Below are 17,354 nucleotides of genomic sequence, written 5' to 3'. Positions count from 1 at the left end.
TAAACAAGTATCGTATGAAGTATAGGATTATTACTATATGGTTATTCTGTATGATGACTTTCTCGGTAGTGGCACAGCAATACAAGACTGTGCTACCTTACCGGATGGTCGGGGGTAAAATGATCGTGGAGATGATTATGAACGGGACACCTCGTTCGTTTATTTTCGATACGGGAGGGCGCACGGCTTTAACCGGGGAGATTTGTGAAGAACTGGGATTAACGGTGACGGACTCTCTTGTCGTGACCGACGTGAACAGCAACCAAGCGACTTATCCGATCGTGGTTATTGAGAGTCTGCTTACTCCCGACGGGAAAATAAATTTCAAAGGCGTTCCGGCGTTACAATTGGCGCAACCGTCACCTTTCGAATGTTTTCACGCGGACGGGTTGATCGGTAGCGATTTGTTGGCACGTACTATCGTGGAGATTGACGGGAAAGCGAAGACGGTCACGATAACTTCAGCCGAGAAAGCCTCCACTATATCATTGCGAAAAATGATCCCGTTCGTGAAAGCGGGTATGCCGCTCATCTCGTTGCAGGCGGGAGTGGGAAATAATATCACTTGTTTGTTCGACACCGGGTGTCCCGGCTTTTTTTCTTTGAAAAATACGGATTTCGAGGTATTGAAATCAGCCGCGGCGTTTAATATATTGTCCGAGGGATACGGTGAAGGTTCTATCGGTGTTGCCGGGATGGCTGCCGCGGATGTGTCTTACCGGGTACGATTCCCTTTGATATCCGTGGGAAGTACAAAGTTCAAAAACGTGAGTTCCGAGACATCTACTCCGCCATTTACTTTATTAGGCGTAAGATTGTTGGATTACGGCAAGGTAACGCTGGATTACCCCCGAACTCGGTTTTATTTTGAGGCTTATGAGCCGGAGAATGACTTGGAGAGTAAGCACTATAACGTGGCGTTGCGGGTAAAGGATGGTGAGTTGTTCGTGTCTACCGTGTGGAGTGCCATGAAAGGCATTGTCGAGGTGGGCGATAAAGTCACGAAGATTAACGGGAAACCCACGGGTAAATATGACTTCTGCGAGAGTATTATTAACGGCATACCCGAGTTGAAAGCGAAGAAGAAAACCAAATTGACGATCCGAACCCGGCAAGGGGAGAAAGTTATCGTTTACGAAAAAGAGTGAAGTATGAAAAATAGAATATTTATATTACTGGCAATAATATCTTTACCCGTGTTGATATTTGCCCAATCCAAGAATACCGCCACGGAGGTGAGGGATTACCGGGAAGTGGACGGTAAAATTATCGTGGAGATGATTGTAAATGGCGAACGGGCTGATTTCGTGTTGGACTTGACGGGACATAACGCTATCTTGCCGGAATACGTGGAGAAATTCAAAATAGACCCGAATCAACCGGGAGATTTCCGTTATAATACATTCCTTCACAAGAAAGTACCGACCGCCAAAAGTGTTTCAATAAGTACGATCGCTTTCGGGAATAACGTGTTCGGCAATGAAGTGGCGGCTTTTGTACTGGAAGATGAACCTTACTTGCGGAAACTGGGAGTGGCGGGAGTTATCGGTGGAGCTCTGTTCCGTAATGTCGTGTTGACGATTGACGGCAGAAGGAAGAAGATCACGACTTCAGTACCTTATCGTCCGTCATACATGAAATTGGATCATCGGGCGGATTTGGATATACTTCCGGGATCGGTGGTCACGTTTCCCGTGACGGTTGACGGTGTGTCGTTGCCATTAGCTTTTGATACATGGAACGAGGGTATGATTACTTTGACATCATCCGATTATGCCCGAATAAACGGTACTGCCGGAGGCAAGGCCGAATTGTTTAATGGTTACGGAGAACCGGTGGTAACGAATAGTACGAAGTTGGCAAAGAAGTGTACTTTCGTGAAGAATGATTTTTCGGACGTACTCGTGTCGGAGAATAAGGATTTGCCCCGTTCCGTGTTGGGAACCGGAATATTGAAAGAGGGAATTATTTCTATTGATTTTCAAAAACAGAAGGTGTATTTCCAATCTTTTGATTTGGCGGAAGTGAAGGATGAGGTACAATCCGGGACGGAAGTAACGGTAGAAGCGGGCAAACTGAACCCGATCACCCGTGATTATTTTCTCGAACACGTGTATGATTACCGTGCAAGCAAAGAGTTTGTGTTCAAGGGTGACAAACCTGTCGTGATTGATTTCTGGGCGACGTGGTGTGGGCCTTGTATGCGATTGATTCCCGAATTGGAAAAGATGGCGGAGAAATACAAGGATAAAGTTATATTCTTGAAAGTGAACGCCGATCAAGAGAAGGAATTGTGCAGTATATTCAACGTGGTGGCACTGCCGACTTTGTTTTTTATTCCTGTCGGGGGTAAACCGATTATAGAAACAGGCGCTTTGCCGGAGGCATTCGAGAAGATTATTCAAGAGCAATTGTTGAAAAAGTAAATAGTTAATACCTTTTTTTGAAAATTGTTGGTTTTAACCAAAAGGTAAATATCAAGCTTTGTTTTCGGAAAAAGAAAATTTGTCAAGTCTTGTATTCTGATAATAGAATACAAGACTTTTAGCGTATTTCAAAATTTATTTGCATATTTGCTACGCTCTGAGGTGAGTAAAGATGCAGTTATGAATAGGAATTACAGTATTATATTGGGTAATGGTACACGTCTTGATTTCAAGAACGTGTTCAATCAATATTTCAATACGTTAGTTCTTTTTGCTGATCGTTATTTGGGAGAGAGAGAAGAATGTGAGTCATTGGTGCAGGATACTTTTCTGGCTTTGTGGGAGAATAGACGGGAATTTCCGGATGAGGTTTCGGTGAAGGCTTATCTTTATACCACGGTGCGCAACAAGGCGTTGAATGTGTTGAAGCATCGTAAAGTGGAGCGGGAATACGTGAATGATATGCTACGGGAGGAGGACTCCGAACTTTATTACATGAAGTCGGTGATAGAGGAGGAAACCCGACGGTTGATATTCACGGCGATTGATTCTTTGCCCGAACACAGCAGGAAAGTATGTTTGTTGTATATGGAGGGAATGGATAATCAGGAGATTGCCGAGGAACTGAAGATCTCGTTGAACACGGTGAAATTTCATAAAAAGAATGCTTATAAATTGTTGCGTGAGAAATTAAGGGATAACTTCTACCTTCTGTTTTTTATTTAAGACGTTCCAAATTTTTTTCTCATTTTCACTACCCGTTTTTTCTTCTCGGTTGTTTTAGTAATGTAAATGCAATAAATATATGACAAAAAGATATATTCAGATAGCGGATTTAATCTACAAAGTAAAAATAGGGATTGCTACCGATGAGGAAAAACGGGAGTTGTTCGCTTGGGTGGATGAGTCTGATTTTAATCGTCAGCTATTTGACGAGTTGTCCGAGGGAAGTGCGTTGAGCAGGAGTTATGACGAGTATCGTGCGATTCACCGGGAAGAGGTGTGGCGTCGGCTGGAGCAACAAATTGCGCCCCGTCGCCGGAACTTGTCGTGGCGATGGATCGGTTACGCGGCTTCCGTGATTGTGCTGGTTGCGGCGGGATGGTTCGCCGTTATGATGACGGGACGGGTAGATGAGCAAAAGGAGGTGAAGAAGGTGGTGGCGATAGTACCGGGAGAGCGGAAAGCTATTTTGCATCTGGAGACGGGCAAACAAGTTGTCTTGGGAAAAAATAGCGGTGTGATTGTGAACGATAGCCTATCCGGGAAAATAGAGCAAATAGACAATACTTTGGTTTATCAAGCGGAAACCGATGTGCAGGCGGAAAGGTTGAATGTGCTGGAAGTCCCGAAAGGGGGAGAGTTTAACGTGACCTTGGCTGATGGAACGAGGGTGTGGCTGAATGCCGGGTCGAAGTTGACTTATCCGGTTGCTTTCGTGGGGAATGAACGGCAGGTAATACTTTGGGGTGAGGGGTATTTTGAAGTAAAAAAAGATGACACGAAACCCTTCCGTGTAGAAGTAAACGGGATGCAGGTAACGGTGTTGGGTACTTCCTTTAACTTGAAATCGTTCCCTTCCGACGAGCGGACGACCGCTACCTTGCTTAGTGGAAAGGTGGAGGTAAAAACACTATCGGAGAGCGTGATACTTGAACCGAACCAACAGGCGGATTTGATTGTCGGGGAGAATAAACTGGAAGTACGGGAAGTGGATGCAGAGGCGTATCGGGCATGGACGAAAGGACAGTTTGTCTTCCGTCGCGAGCGTTTGGAGTCTATTCTGGACGATGTCGCGCGGTGGTATAACGTGACTGTGTTCTACGAGCAGAGCCGGACGAAGGATATTTTGTTCTCCGGTACAATGGAAAGATATTCCGATATCGCGGAAACTTTGAGGATGTTGGAAAAAACAGGTAAAGTATCATTTACAGTGGATGAACAGAAAATTATTGTGAGAATTAGATAAAAAACAAAGACGTGCGCCAACACGTCCTTGCTTAAAGTTTCATGATTGTTTGCTTGCGCCAACAAGCTTGCAATCGGGTTTAACCTTAATAATTAGTACAAAACTATGAAAAAAAAGCGAGAATCGAGTTTTCTCGGCAGGAGAAAAATGCAAATTACTTTTTTGAAAATGAGAGTGACAGTGTTATTACTTTTGATGAGCGTTCTGCAAAGTATGGCAGGAGCGTATTCCCAGACAGCGAAATATGATATTTCCGTGACGGGGGGAAAGTTGGAGAGTGTATTCAAAATGATAGAACAGAAGGGGGAATTTACTTTTCTGTACTCTATCGAGGATGTGGATCATATTTCAGCTATTGATATTAACGTGAAGCAAGCAGATTTGAGAGAAGTGTTGGATATCTGTCTGGCTAAAACGAAATTGACTTACGAGATTAACGGACGTCTGATCGTGATTCGGGCGAAGGACGAGGAGCCGGAAGATAAAATGTTAGTCATTAAGGGTAGCGTGAAAGATAAAAACGGAGAGCCCTTACCCGGCGTGACAATTATCGAAAAGGGAACGAGTGTCGGGGTGGCTTCCAACGTGAAGGGAGAATTTACTTTCACGACGGTAAGAAGAGATAGCGTCACTCTTTTATTCTCGTTTGTGGGAATGAAAACGGAACAAGTGGTATGGCACGGGCAGAAAGAGTTGAACGTGGTGTTGGAAGAGGATGCCCGTGAAATGGACGAAGTCGTGGTAACTGGTTACCAAACTGTCAAGAAATCCAATATGGCAGGTTCCGTGAGTACGATTAGTGCGGACGAATTGGTATTGAACGGAACACAGTCATTGGAACAGGCATTACAGGGAAAGCTACCGGGATTGGTAATCACCAATCAAGACGGTTTGGTGGGAACCCGCCAGAAAGTGCGTGTTCGCGGTACTTCCACTTTATTGGGAAGTCAGGAACCGGTTTGGGTGGTTGACGGAATTATTCAACAAGACCCGCTTCCGTTCAAGACAGAGGAGTTTACTTTGTTCGGGAATAATCAGGATAATATTGATGTGATCCGTAATTTCGTGGGGAGTGCCATTGCTTGGTTGAACCCGTCCGATATTCAGGATATAACCGTGTTGAAAGATGCTTCGGCAACGGCTATTTATGGCGTGAAAGCGGCGAACGGGGTAATCGTGATTACCACGAAGAAAGGGCAGAAAGGACGATTGTCGCTCAGTTATAGCGGAAATTTTTCAGTCGGCTCCAAAGTAACCTATGATAAGATGAATCTGATGAATTCCAAGGAGCGTATGGACGTGTCGAAAGAAATTTTCGAAAGAGGTTTGGTGGGAAGTCAAGCATTGACACCCGTGGGATTCGAGGGGCTTATGCAGCTTTATTTGCAGGAGAAAATCACTTATGCCCAGTTTAACGAGGGGGTAAAAAAATTAGAGGTTACAAATACGGATTGGTTCGATCTTTTATTCGAGAACCCGTTTAGCCATAAGCATAACCTGAGTATTTCGGGGGGAAGTGAAAATACCTCGTATTACGCTTCTTTCGGTATCACGAAAAATAACGGAACCGCCAAGGGAAATGATTCCGAAAGTTATTCCGGAAACGTGAGTTTGAACACGATGTTGTGGGATAAACTTCAAATAAATGCCGGAATGGCGGGAAATGTTTCTAAAACAACCGGTTTCAATAAGGTGTCGCCTTACAATTACGCGTCGACCACGAGCCGGGTGATCGCGGCTTATGATGATGAGGGTGAATATTTTTACTACACGGCTCGTAACGGTGGCAAATATAATGTACTGAACGAGTTGGAAAATACCGGGAATGAAAACACGACAAATTCCATTAACGCGAATTTGCAAATGACGTTAGAAATCTTGAAAGGATTGAAGTTCGAGTCTACCTTCGGGTACAGTTATTCGTCTTCTTACGGGGAGGCGCACGCTACCGAATACTCGAATTATATCGCTAATATCCGCGGGTACGAGTTCGGCGAGTACTTGTCTTCGGATCTGGATTATAAGATGTCGAGTTTGCCTCATGGCGGTGAATTGTCTATTACAGAGAATAGAAAGTCAAACTACACGTGGAGGAATCAGTTTTCATACGTGAAGAATTTTGGTACTCATTTAATTACCGCTATGGCTGGTCAAGAGGTGACGAGCGCAAAATACGACGGTTTGTCGCAAACACTTTACGGCTATATACCGGGACGCGGTAAGATTGTGGTCAATCCTCCTCTGACGACACAGAATACTATGGGAGATTTACGGGAGAATACACTTTACAACCAAATATCCACGAAAATCTCGGATAGCAAAATAAACACGCTTTCTTTTTATAGCGCTTTCACGTACACGTATGATGAACGTTACGTGTTGAATGCCAGTATCCGTACGGATGCATCCAATCGTTTCGGGCAGGATAAAAGTGCCCGTTATCAACCGGTATGGTCTGTTGGTTTGAGATGGAATATGGGACGCGAGCGTTTCCTAGAAGGACAGGATATACTTAACGAGTTCAGCATCCGTGCTTCTTATGGTTTCCAAGGAAACGTGAGTGAAGGTGCGGGACCGGATTTGATAGCTTATATCCCGGACGGTTCACAAGGAATCAGTGATGCGACGGGTGAATATTTGCTTAAAATCAAGAGTTTGCCGAACCCGAAATTGAAGTGGGAGAAGAATAAAACGACGGATTTAGGGGTGGATTTCGTGTTCTGGAAGAATAAGATTTCCGGTTCTTTCGAGTATTACTGGAAAAGAGGAGAAGATATTATCGTGATGAAGGAAGTTCCGTTGGAAAATGGAGTTGCTAACATGCCGATGAACGGGGGAACGATGAAAAATTCCGGTTGGGAAATTAGCTTGAGTTTCGCACCCGTGCGGACGAAGGATTTCGTGTGGTCAGTGAGTTTCAACACGTCGAAGAATTACAATAAGTTGACGAGCGAGTTGGCTTCAAACGAAAGTTGGCAGGTGGCAAAGTCCGGGACGTTGCATAAGAAGGGGTATCCGGTTTCCGGCTTTTGGGCTTTTGAATTTGCCGGACTTTCGGCGGAGAACGGGAATCCCGAATTTAACCTGAGTGGAATGGAAAACAATATTCTGGCAGAAACGGATGCGACGCAATACATGAAGTATATGGGTAAACTGGATCCGGATTTAACGGCAGGATTATCGACCTCTTTCCGTTACAAAACGTTGACGTTGTCTGCATCGTTTAACGTACAGTTGGGAGGGAAGAAATTTTTAGCGCCGATGTTTGATTCGGATATGACCAACACGACGCCGAATGAATATAATAATCTGCCGAAAGACCTCGTGAAGAGGTGGAGAAAGCCGGGTGACGAGAAAAACACGAATATTCCTTCATTGCCGGAGTATAGAAGAGCCTCGATAGAATTACCTTCCGGTTCGGATTTACTTTATCGGATGTACAATTTCTCGGATATCCGGGTTGCCAAGGCTTCTTTCCTGAGATGTAATAATATTTCGCTGGATTACAATCTCCCCTCATCGCTGGTTTCGAAGTTTGCCCAGAATGTAGGTTTGTCTTTTTCCGTTTCCAATCCGTTCATTATCGTGAGCAAGGATTTCAAGGGAAAAGACCCGGAAGTAGCCACGGGTTCACAGCCTATAAGTCAGAACTATACGTTTAGTGTAAGAATGAGTTTTTAATAAATGAAAAGAGAGTATGAAGTATAAAATAATTATATGGGGTGTGCTACTCGTGTTTGGTTTAAGCGCTTGTAGCGATTTCTTGGAAGAAACAAGTCAGGACGAGGTTCGTCCGACAACGGTGGATGATTTGATCCAATTGATGGCAGGCGAGGTTTACCCGATGAATTCGTATGAATGTCCTTACTTGGAGTTATTGACGGATAACGCCAAATGCAACGGGCTACAGAATCAGGAGCAATACAGGAGTATGTTGGAAAACGGTCGTTTGATATTTTCATGGGATGAGAGAATGTATGAAGATCTGATCGGTCTGCAAGGGATGAACTCGTGGGCGAAATTCTACACGAGAATCATGGGTTGTAATACCGTGTTGGAATATCTGGAGCGCGTAAAGGGAGAGCAGGCAACGAAAGAGAATGTGCGGGGACAGGCGTTGACGATGAGGGCATGGAGTTATTTCTTTCTGGTAAATCTTCATGGCTTGCCTTACACGGTGGGTGATCCTAGAGAAAATCCGGGAGTTCCCTTGAAGTTGAACATGGGAGTAGATGACAGTTATTTTACCCGTGCTTCCGTGTTCGATGTGTACGAACAGATTGAAAATGATTTGTTGACGGGAATTAAACTGATGGATGAGAACCGGCTGAACGTGACTTTATATAAGGCTTCCCCGTTAATGGCAAAAGCTCTTTTATCCCGCGTGTATTTGTACATGGGGAAATGGGATGAAGCGGCCGCATACGCGACGGAAGTTCTGAACGAGAAACCCGTGCTTACCGTTTTGGCGCAAGGGGCGGATTGGGATTATTATACTTTTACGCGATTGTACGACTTGGATGTTAGTACCGAGGTATTGTGGATTTACGAGAGTCGGGAAACTGTTAATGCTTTCTTCTCTTACGGTGGTTATGATCATCGTCCGGTTTTCAGTATGTCGGATGATTTGATTGATTCGTTTGAGGAGGATGATCTGAGGCTAATTTCCGGTCATGAAAGAGGAATGGATTTCACGACTTATCAGACTTACTATTGTTTCGGTTACAAGGGTACAGCCACGGGTAAGGGTTCGAAAGGGATCCGCACGGGTGAAGTGTATTTGAATCGGGCGGAAGCAAATATTCAGAAGTACATGGAAACGCGGGACAACAGTTACCGTACGGTAGCTTTAGCCGATTTGAATACTTTGCGAGCGAGTCGCTATAACATTTTGGAAGAGGTGTATGTCAATATTGAAGAGCGGGCGGATATAGATGTTTCAACACCGGAAAGTTTGTATAAATTTTATCAGGAAGAAAGACGTCGGGAGTTGGATTTCGAGGATCATCGCTGGTTCGATTTGCGCCGGATGGGAATGCCTCGTATCGAACATAAGTTCTTCGTCGATTCTGAAAATGATGCTCAGGTTTTCGTGCTGGAAGCTAATTCCCCGTGGTATGTATTACCTATACCGAAGGAGGCAAGCGACCGTAATCCTTATTTGCAACAAAATCCTCGTTAATTGTCGAATTTTAAACAGAGCGTGTTATGAATAAAATAATAGGATATTTACTTTTAAGTTTTACTATAAGTATGCTCGCTTGTAATGACGAGCATAAGTTGAGCCCTTCCGAGGGGGATATATATGGGTATTTCGTACCGCAGGGTGAACATGACTATGATGACAAGATTGTTGAATGGAAGAATCGTTACAACATTTTCGCTTTGTATAAGTGGAGTCCGAGAGATTTGTATTGGTCACCGACGAAGTGGAATGAGGCGCAAGAGGATACCGATGCGAATGCTTATCCATGGGTTGCCGGATATTACGGGGAACAGGCGGACGAGGAGTACGTGGGGCAGCAGTTGGATTTGATAGAGAAATTATTCTTGTCCTTCTATCCGGATTCCACCTTGCAACGGTGTTTGCCTTTAAAGATGTTGTTGTGCAAAGAGTTAGAGCAAGTAGACCGTGCCGGGGAACGTTGGGATGTAAATATATTCAGTAGCTTTGATCTTTTGGCATTTAACTGGGGTTCGGAGCGAATACTGTCTTTGTCGCCGGAGGAGAAGACTGAAATAAGGTTAGATATAAATTTGACCTTTTTGGCAAGGTTGAATAGTAACGCTAAAATACCGCTATCCACGGAGTTTTATAGTTACAGTGATTATGGCTCGGATATGTCGCGCTATAACTATTATGAACGCGGTTTTGTTATGTATGATAATAATGATAAAACGAACACGGACTGGCAACATTATCTGGAAGCGATACTTTCCACGTCATACGATGATTTGACGCGTGAAGTGGACGAGGACGACGATTCCTTCCACGGTATACTGAATGACCGTAAGGACACGTATGGATTAATCAAAAAGAAATACACGGCGATCATAAATCATTTCAAGAGCTATGGGATTGATTTGCAGAGGATAGGCGATACCGCTATCAATTGAATTTAATTGCAGGCTGTCCGATACTTCGGACAACCTGCAAATAATAAAACTGACGTATGTTAAGATTTGGAATCATGCTTCTGTTTTTGGGAAGTACAGTATCCGTTTTTGCTCAAACTGGATTCAAATTGTCGGGTAAATTGCGCGTGTTGAATCCCACGGAGATTCGCGTGGAAACCATAAACGGAGAATCCTTGTTATCGGTTCAAGTCCCTAGCGGGGGAACGTTTTCCTCCGGGAGCAGGGAAATCGAGCCGGATTTGTATATCCTATGGATCGGGACTACGCGACAGGCGGTGTACCTGACGAATACCGAAGTTACCATTAAAGGGTATTACGATGAGGTGAAACCGGAGAACAGTTCTTTGAGTTTTTCCGGGATTGACGATTTCTTGGAATTGTTAAAATGGATGCCCGCGGAGCAAAGTCAAAAAAAGAAAACGATCGATCCGGGGGTGAAAGGGCGTTTACGGGGAACGATGTACAGTGCATTGGCATATCTGTCTGAAATCGAGGCGTATGAACCGAACAAAATGTTGCTGGAACAAATTGCGGAAGAAGAACGGGATGCTTTGACCGTGCAATGGTTGGCTAATCGGGTGGATAGTCTGGCTCGATTCGCGGTAGGGACACAGGCTTTTAATTTCAATTATGTAGATCCGGAAGGTAATATGGTTCGTTTAAGTGACTTCCGGGGGAAACTGGTGTTAATTGATTTCTGGGCTTCATGGTGCGGTCCTTGCAGGCATGAGATGAAAAGCCTTTTGCCGATCTATAACGATTTGAAAGGGGATGATCTGGTATTTATCAGTATCTCGCTCGATAAACGGGAAAAAGATTGGCGGAAAATGTTGGAAACGGAGAATTTGCCTTGGGTAATGCTTTGGAATAAAGAGGGATTCACGATCGGCGATACCCCGAACGAGATTCAAAAAGCCTATGGCTTCTACGGTATACCTTTTATCCTTCTGGTAGACGAAGAGGGTAAAATCCTTGAACGCGGCTTACGGGGAGAGCAAGTGAGAGAGGCGATTTTAAAAGCCAGACGGGAATAATTTTAGATTTATGATTTTAGATTTTTGATTCCAGCCGCACGAGTAACTTTATATTTTTAGTTTTTTCGTATTGTATAACATGATAAATTCTGTAGATGATGAAAAAGTATTTTTTATTACTTGTGATCGGGTTGTATGCTTGCGTGGCGAGTGCACAATTGATTAAACAGGAAAGCCAGTCCCAAAAGAAACAAGCGGATCTGGATTGGTACAATTGTTCTTTCGAGGAAGACGGGGTGTATGGGGCAGAGATAAATAAGGCTTATGAATTTCTGAAAGGAAAGAAAATAAAGAAAAGACCGATTGTCGCATTGATCGGAAGCGGGTTGGATGTGGAGCATGAGGACTTGCGGCAGGCTATCTGGGTGAACCCGAAAGAAAAGGCGGACGGTAAGGATAACGACAAGAACGGTTTGGTGGATGATATTAACGGTTGGAACTTTTTGGGCGGTAAGGAGGGACAGGTTATGGAATGGCTGATGCGGGAGGGCGATCGGGAATTTCTGCGTCTGAAAGATAAATACGCTGATTATATCACAAGCAACGGGGAATTTTTCAAGATAATAGACGGGAAAAGGGTTAAGGTGCAGGCACCGGAGAACTTGTCCGAGTATTCTTATTACAAGAATGTGGTTATGCCCGAATCCCAGCTTGCTCGAATCTATGGCGGGTGGAATTTGGCTTATGTTATTGAGGAATACGGACAAAAGTTTAAGGAGGAATTGAACGCGAGATTTCCCGGACAGAAGATCACGTTGCAGGAATTTCAGACTTGTTACGACCTGAATGCCCCTCAAGATACTTTGAGTGAGGTGGTATTCTCGTTTATCGCGATGAGTTTCCAGTTATATAAAACCGATGACATGGACTTCGTGTACAAAACTTTCGTGGAAACCAGTGTTGCCCGCGGTAAAGAGGCCTACGAGGAGGTGTTGAAACAATACGGTTATGATGGCCGGGAGGATATTGTCGGTGACGATTATTTGAATATAAATGACAATAAATACGGCAACAGCGTGTTGTTGACATCCGATGCGGGGTTGGGAACGATGCAGGCTGGGATTATCGGGGGAAAGAGAGGTAATGGCTTAGGCGGTGACGGTATCATGGATGAGGCGGAAATCATGACATTGCGCGTATTGGCTTCTGGCGGAGAGCCGTACATCAAAGATATGGTGTTAGCCATCCGTTATGCGGTGGATCACGGTGCTGACGTGGTCGTGTTGCCTCAACAAAACACGTTGTATCCCGACGGGCAGAAGGAGTGGATGAGCGAGGCTTTGCGTTATGCCGAAAGCAAGGGGGTATTAGTGATTGTACCCGCGTGGGAATTATCTCAGGATCTGGCAAAACAGATGTTTTACCCGAACCGTCGGATGACCGGCGACAAGGAATTGACAAACCTCATGATCGTCAGCTCCTCGGACAAGGAGGGGAACCCGTCGTTGAACGCGAACTACGGGGCAAAGGAACTGGATTTATTTGCCCCGGGTATCAATATATACTCTACCTATACAGGTGATACATACCAAACGGGAAGCGGTGGCGGTCTGGCGTCAGCGTCCGTGGCGGGGGTGGCAGCTTTGATTAAGGCTTATTACCCGGAATTGTCGGGCTCTCAAGTACGTGATATATTGTTACAAAACGTAACATCCAGAAAGGGGGCAGAGGTAGAGAAAGGGATTCAAGTCGGTGGGAAACAGGCACAGGATTTATTCCTTTTCGATGATTTGTGCTTGTCGGGCGGAGTACTGAACGCTTACCGTGCCCTTGTGGCTGCCGATAAATGGGGTAAATAATTTATGATTTCAATATGAGGATAAGAAATAAGATAATCTTTTCATGGCTGTTTTTTATGATCATATATCCGGTGGCGGCACAGCAATATAAGGCTGTGCTGCCCTACCGGGTAATCGGGGGTAAAATGATCGTGGATATGGTAATGAACGGAACGCCTCGCTCTTTTATTTTTGATACGGGCGGGCGTACGGCTTTGACCGGAGAGATATGCGAGGAATTGGGATTGGTCGTGGTAGATTCTTTACAGGTAACGGACGTGAACAGTAACGTGGCAGCCTATCCGATTGTGGCAATCGAAAGTTTGCTCACTTCCGACGAGAAAATCAATTTCAGAAACGTGCCGGCGATGAAATTGCCGGAACCCTCGCCCTTCGAGTGTTTCCGTGCCGACGGGTTAATCGGTAGCGATTTGCTCGGGCGTATGATTGTCGAGATTGACGGGAAGGCGAAAACGGTCACGCTCACTTCTGCCGAGCGGGCTTCTGCGATATCATTGCGGAAAATGATTCCTTTCACGCGGTCGGGTATACCGGTTATAGCGTTGCAGGCAGGTGCGGGAAATAACATCGTCTGTTTGTTTGATACCGGATGTCCCGGCTTTTTTTCGTTGAAAGACACGGATTTCGAGGCATTGCAATCCGCTGCTGCGTTTGATATTCTGGCGGAAGGATACGGGGAAGGTTCCATCGGGGTTGCCGGAATGGCTGCCGCTAATGTATCCCGTCGTGTATGTTTTCCTCTGTTGTCCGTGGGAGGTACGAAATTTAGAAACGTGAGTGCCGAAACATCTACGCCGCCCTTTACTTTGTTAGGTATTAAATTGTTGGATTACGGTAACGTCACGCTCGATTATCCGCGTGCCCGCTTTTATTTTGAAGCTTATGAGCCGGAAAACGATCTGGAGAGCAAACATTATAACGTGGCGTTGCGGGTAAAAGAGGGCGAGTTGATCGTGTCTGTCGTGTGGGGCGATATGAAAGGCGTGGTCGAGGTCGGTGACAAAGTCACGAAGATCAACGGGAAGCCCGTGGGGAAATACGATTTCTGCGAGAGTATTATTAACGGGATTCCCGAGTTAAAAACGAAAAAGAAAACCAAGCTGGCGATACAGACCCGACAAGGGGAGAGAATAATCGTTTATCAAAAGGAATAGCGTATGCGGAATATTAAAATATTACTTGTGTTTCTCAGCATCGCATGTTTATATTTAAATGGGAACGCGCAGCAAAATACGAAACGGGTATGTGACACGATTCATTACGAGTTCATCCGCGAGAAAATCATTATTCCCGTGACGGTAAACGGGGTGACCGTGAAATATATCGTGGACACGGGCGGGCAGACAGGCACGGTGAGAGAGTACGCTGCGGAAATGAAAGCGATGCAAGGGATGGGTGTCCGCGGGGTTTCAGACGTGAACGGGATGAGCCTTTCTTACGAGGAAGCCGTTTTAAAGGACGTGCAGTTAAGCCCGAATTATAAATTGGCTCAGATGAAGAGTATCATTTTCCCGCCGAACGGTTTCTTTCGTGAACTCGGGGTTGCTGGCATACTCGGGAGCGACGCTTTCGCGCAAGCGGTTGTCACCTTTGATGCCCGGAACAAGATAATGATCATCAACTACCCATACCGTCCCGCGGGGTTGAAGATTACGGACGGTGTGCCGTTTTACCCGGGTGGTGCCAATCACTCGATCGTGGATGTTGATTTCGGGGGAATCACCCGCCGTGTGTTATTCGATACCGGTGCCAGCGGATTGTTATCGCTTTCCGCCGATGATTACACCGGGTTAAAAGACAATGCGGGCAACTGTTTGTTGGGAACGGCTAACGGGATAAAAAACGTCGGTATAGGCGGCTTTGACTTGAAGAATACCGCGGAAATGAGTAAGGTCAGAATCAACGAGGTCAACTTTACGGGAAAGAAATTCACGAACATGGAGAGCGTCACGATCAAAATGGGAATGTCTTTGTTGGGAGTGGAGATGTTGCAATATGGCAAAGTGGTGATAGATTATGCCCGTGACCGTTTTTACTTTTTCCCTTATGAAGATACGATCGAAGATTTGTCCGGCAGGTTAAAAACTTGGAACGTGGGGATATTGCCCGTGGGAGGCCATTTCGAGATTACGACGGTATGGAACAGCGTGCGGGAACAGGTTGCGTTGGGAGATCATGTTATTCGGGTAGACGGGAAAGATTTGTCCGGGTTGAAACAAAGTCAGTTTGAGATAGATGCTTTACTCGATGCTATTGAAGGAGACAGAACCGAAATCGTAATCTTGAAGGACGGTAAAGAAAAGAAAGTTGAAATTAGAAAATTCTAAGACCTATGAAAAGTAAAATATTTATGTCGTTGGCAATCGTGTTACTCCCGTTATTGACGTTTGCCCAATCCAAAAATACCGCAACTGAGGTAAGGGATTATCGGGAAACGGACGGTAAAATCATTATCGAAATGGTCGTCAACGGTGAGCGGGCGGATTTCGTGCTGGACTTGTCCGGTCATAATGCCATTTTACCGGAATATGTCGAAAAATTCCATATAGATACCGCCTCGAAAGGTGATTTTCGTTACGATACATTTTTGTACAAAAAAGTCCCCACTGCCGGAAGCGTTTCCATCGGCACGATGGCTTTCGGGAACAACGTGTTCGGGAACAATGTATCGGCTTTCGTGTTGGAAGAGCAACCTTATTTGCGGAAACTTGGAGTGGCGGGAATAATCGGGGGTGCGTTGTTCCAAAATGTCGTGCTGACAATCGACAGCAAGCGGAAGAAGATCACGACCTCCGTACCTTACCGTCCCTCGTACATGAAATTGGATCATCGGGCGGATATGAACACGCTGCCGGGAAGTGTGGCTATATTCCCCGTAACCCTTGACAGTACTGCTTTGTCGTTAGTATTTGATACTTGGAACAACGGAATGTTCACGTTGACTCCCGCCGATTATACCAAAATAAACGGTACGACCGGAAGTTCTACCGAATTGTTCAACGGTTATGCGGAAGCCGTGACCACGAATGACACGAAGTTGGTGGGGAAATGTACTTTCGTGAAAAATGATTTGCTCGGTGTACTCGTGTCGGAAGATAAGGATTTACCCTGTTCCGTGCTGGGGACCGGGATATTGAACGAGGGGATTATTTCTATTGATTTTCAAAAACAGAAAGTGTATTTCCAATCTTTTGACTTGGCGGAAGTGAAGGATGAGGTACAATCCGGGGCGGAAGTAACGGTAGAAGCGGGTAAACTGAACCCGATCATCCGTGATTATTTTCTCGAACACGTGTATGATTACCGTGTAGGGAAAGAGTTCGTGTTCAAGGGCGACAAGCCTGTCGTGATTGATTTCTGGGCGACGTGGTGTGGGCCTTGTATGCGATTGATTCCCGAATTGGAAAAGATGGCGGAGAAATACAAGGATAAAGTTATATTCTTGAAAGTGAACGCCGATCAAGAGAAGGAATTGTGCAGTATATTCAACGTGGTGGCACTGCCGACTTTGTTTTTTATTCCTGTCGGGGGTAAACCGATTATAGAAACAGGCGCTTTACCGGAAAAATACGAAAAGATTATTCAAGAACAGTTATTGAAGTAGGTGATTTCATTGTGAAAGAGAATAAGGAGGGTCAAAAGTCATTTTCTTCTAAAAACTCCTCCGTCTGCTTCGCATCCACCTTCTCTATAAACAGAGGAGGAGCTGGTGACTCTCGCCAAAGACGGTGAGTAACTAAGCTCTCCCTCTGTTTATAGAGGGAAATCGGCGAGTAAGCGAGAACAGACAGAGAACTTGCTCGTTGTCTATCGAGCGAGAGCCGATTCGAGACCGTTTCGGGCTCAATACCCGAAGGGGGGAGGGAGTTTAAAATGATTTTTGACAGCCTCTTATTTTTTTACAAAAAAAGAGACTTTGGCATAAAAATAAAATACTTCGCTAGCAGGTGATTGAAAATTGTTTATTTTTGAAGATTATTAATTGAAG

12 protein-coding genes are annotated in these 17,354 nt (G+C 45.0%); all 12 read left to right on the top strand.

Features of this window, described 5'->3' with window-relative positions; all coding sequences use genetic code 11:
• The first annotated feature begins 14 nt into the window (after positions 1 to 14).
• The 12 genes from L0M98_RS12120 to L0M98_RS12065 all read left to right on the top strand — a co-directional run bounded on the left by L0M98_RS12120 (position 15) and on the right by L0M98_RS12065 (position 16,970).
• Positions 15 to 1,148 carry an aspartyl protease family protein gene (locus L0M98_RS12120; protein WP_227216123.1) on the top strand — a complete coding sequence of 378 codons (1,134 nt, stop codon included), beginning with the start codon at positions 15 to 17 and terminating at the stop codon, positions 1,146 to 1,148.
• Between the two features lie 3 nt (positions 1,149 to 1,151).
• Complete coding sequence (locus L0M98_RS12115; protein WP_227216122.1) at positions 1,152 to 2,426, top strand: thioredoxin domain-containing protein; 1,275 nt, start codon at positions 1,152 to 1,154, stop codon at positions 2,424 to 2,426.
• A gap of 180 nt (positions 2,427 to 2,606) precedes the next feature.
• Entirely contained in the window at positions 2,607 to 3,152 is a 546-nt protein-coding gene (locus L0M98_RS12110; protein WP_227216121.1) for an RNA polymerase sigma-70 factor, read from the top strand.
• 79 nt (positions 3,153 to 3,231) lie between these two features.
• Positions 3,232 to 4,395, top strand: coding sequence for a FecR domain-containing protein (locus L0M98_RS12105; protein WP_227216120.1), 1,164 nt, complete (start codon positions 3,232 to 3,234; stop codon positions 4,393 to 4,395).
• Between the two features lie 105 nt (positions 4,396 to 4,500).
• Positions 4,501 to 8,076, top strand: a complete 3,576-nt coding sequence (locus L0M98_RS12100) for a SusC/RagA family TonB-linked outer membrane protein (protein ID WP_227216118.1) — start codon at positions 4,501 to 4,503, stop codon at positions 8,074 to 8,076.
• Positions 8,077 to 8,092: 16 nt separating this feature from the next.
• Positions 8,093 to 9,577 (top strand): RagB/SusD family nutrient uptake outer membrane protein, encoded by a 1,485-nt coding sequence (locus tag L0M98_RS12095; RefSeq protein WP_227216116.1) that lies wholly within the window; start codon positions 8,093 to 8,095, stop codon positions 9,575 to 9,577.
• Between the two features lie 26 nt (positions 9,578 to 9,603).
• Positions 9,604 to 10,512: a hypothetical protein gene (locus L0M98_RS12090; RefSeq protein WP_227216114.1), complete on the top strand. Its 909-nt coding sequence runs from the start codon at positions 9,604 to 9,606 to the stop codon at positions 10,510 to 10,512.
• Positions 10,513 to 10,568: 56 nt separating this feature from the next.
• Positions 10,569 to 11,567: a TlpA family protein disulfide reductase gene (locus tag L0M98_RS12085; RefSeq protein WP_227216112.1), complete on the top strand. Its 999-nt coding sequence runs from the start codon at positions 10,569 to 10,571 to the stop codon at positions 11,565 to 11,567.
• 98 nt (positions 11,568 to 11,665) lie between these two features.
• Complete coding sequence (locus L0M98_RS12080; protein ID WP_227216352.1) at positions 11,666 to 13,366, top strand: S8 family serine peptidase; 1,701 nt, start codon at positions 11,666 to 11,668, stop codon at positions 13,364 to 13,366.
• Positions 13,367 to 13,380: 14 nt separating this feature from the next.
• Entirely contained in the window at positions 13,381 to 14,520 is a 1,140-nt protein-coding gene (locus L0M98_RS12075; protein WP_186976680.1) for a retropepsin-like aspartic protease, read from the top strand.
• A 3-nt stretch (positions 14,521 to 14,523) separates the two neighbouring features.
• Complete coding sequence (locus L0M98_RS12070; protein WP_227216110.1) at positions 14,524 to 15,693, top strand: aspartyl protease family protein; 1,170 nt, start codon at positions 14,524 to 14,526, stop codon at positions 15,691 to 15,693.
• A gap of 5 nt (positions 15,694 to 15,698) precedes the next feature.
• Positions 15,699 to 16,970: a thioredoxin domain-containing protein gene (locus L0M98_RS12065; RefSeq protein ID WP_227216108.1), complete on the top strand. Its 1,272-nt coding sequence runs from the start codon at positions 15,699 to 15,701 to the stop codon at positions 16,968 to 16,970.
• Positions 16,971 to 17,354: the final 384 nt, after the last annotated feature.

It is taken from the genome of Butyricimonas sp. DFI.6.44, assembly GCF_022132345.1.
Lineage (GTDB): Bacteria > Bacteroidota > Bacteroidia > Bacteroidales > Marinifilaceae > Butyricimonas > Butyricimonas muris.
This window is presented reverse-complemented; position numbering and strand designations above follow the sequence as displayed.

What these genes read in the sequence shown, in the direction of transcription:
- L0M98_RS12100 (WP_227216118.1), top strand. Translation starts at nt 4,501, where the DNA reads ATGAAAAAAAAGCGAGAATCGAGTTTTCTCGGCAGGAGAAAAATGCAA.
- L0M98_RS12105 (WP_227216120.1), top strand. Translation starts at nt 3,232, where the DNA reads ATGACAAAAAGATATATTCAGATAGCGGATTTAATCTACAAAGTAAAA.
- L0M98_RS12110 (WP_227216121.1), top strand. Translation starts at nt 2,607, where the DNA reads ATGAATAGGAATTACAGTATTATATTGGGTAATGGTACACGTCTTGAT.
- L0M98_RS12090 (WP_227216114.1), top strand. Translation starts at nt 9,604, where the DNA reads ATGAATAAAATAATAGGATATTTACTTTTAAGTTTTACTATAAGTATG.
- L0M98_RS12085 (WP_227216112.1), top strand. Translation starts at nt 10,569, where the DNA reads ATGTTAAGATTTGGAATCATGCTTCTGTTTTTGGGAAGTACAGTATCC.
- L0M98_RS12065 (WP_227216108.1), top strand. Translation starts at nt 15,699, where the DNA reads ATGAAAAGTAAAATATTTATGTCGTTGGCAATCGTGTTACTCCCGTTA.
- L0M98_RS12080 (WP_227216352.1), top strand. Translation starts at nt 11,666, where the DNA reads ATGAAAAAGTATTTTTTATTACTTGTGATCGGGTTGTATGCTTGCGTG.
- L0M98_RS12070 (WP_227216110.1), top strand. Translation starts at nt 14,524, where the DNA reads ATGCGGAATATTAAAATATTACTTGTGTTTCTCAGCATCGCATGTTTA.
- L0M98_RS12115 (WP_227216122.1), top strand. Translation starts at nt 1,152, where the DNA reads ATGAAAAATAGAATATTTATATTACTGGCAATAATATCTTTACCCGTG.
- L0M98_RS12120 (WP_227216123.1), top strand. Translation starts at nt 15, where the DNA reads ATGAAGTATAGGATTATTACTATATGGTTATTCTGTATGATGACTTTC.
- L0M98_RS12095 (WP_227216116.1), top strand. Translation starts at nt 8,093, where the DNA reads ATGAAGTATAAAATAATTATATGGGGTGTGCTACTCGTGTTTGGTTTA.
- L0M98_RS12075 (WP_186976680.1), top strand. Translation starts at nt 13,381, where the DNA reads ATGAGGATAAGAAATAAGATAATCTTTTCATGGCTGTTTTTTATGATC.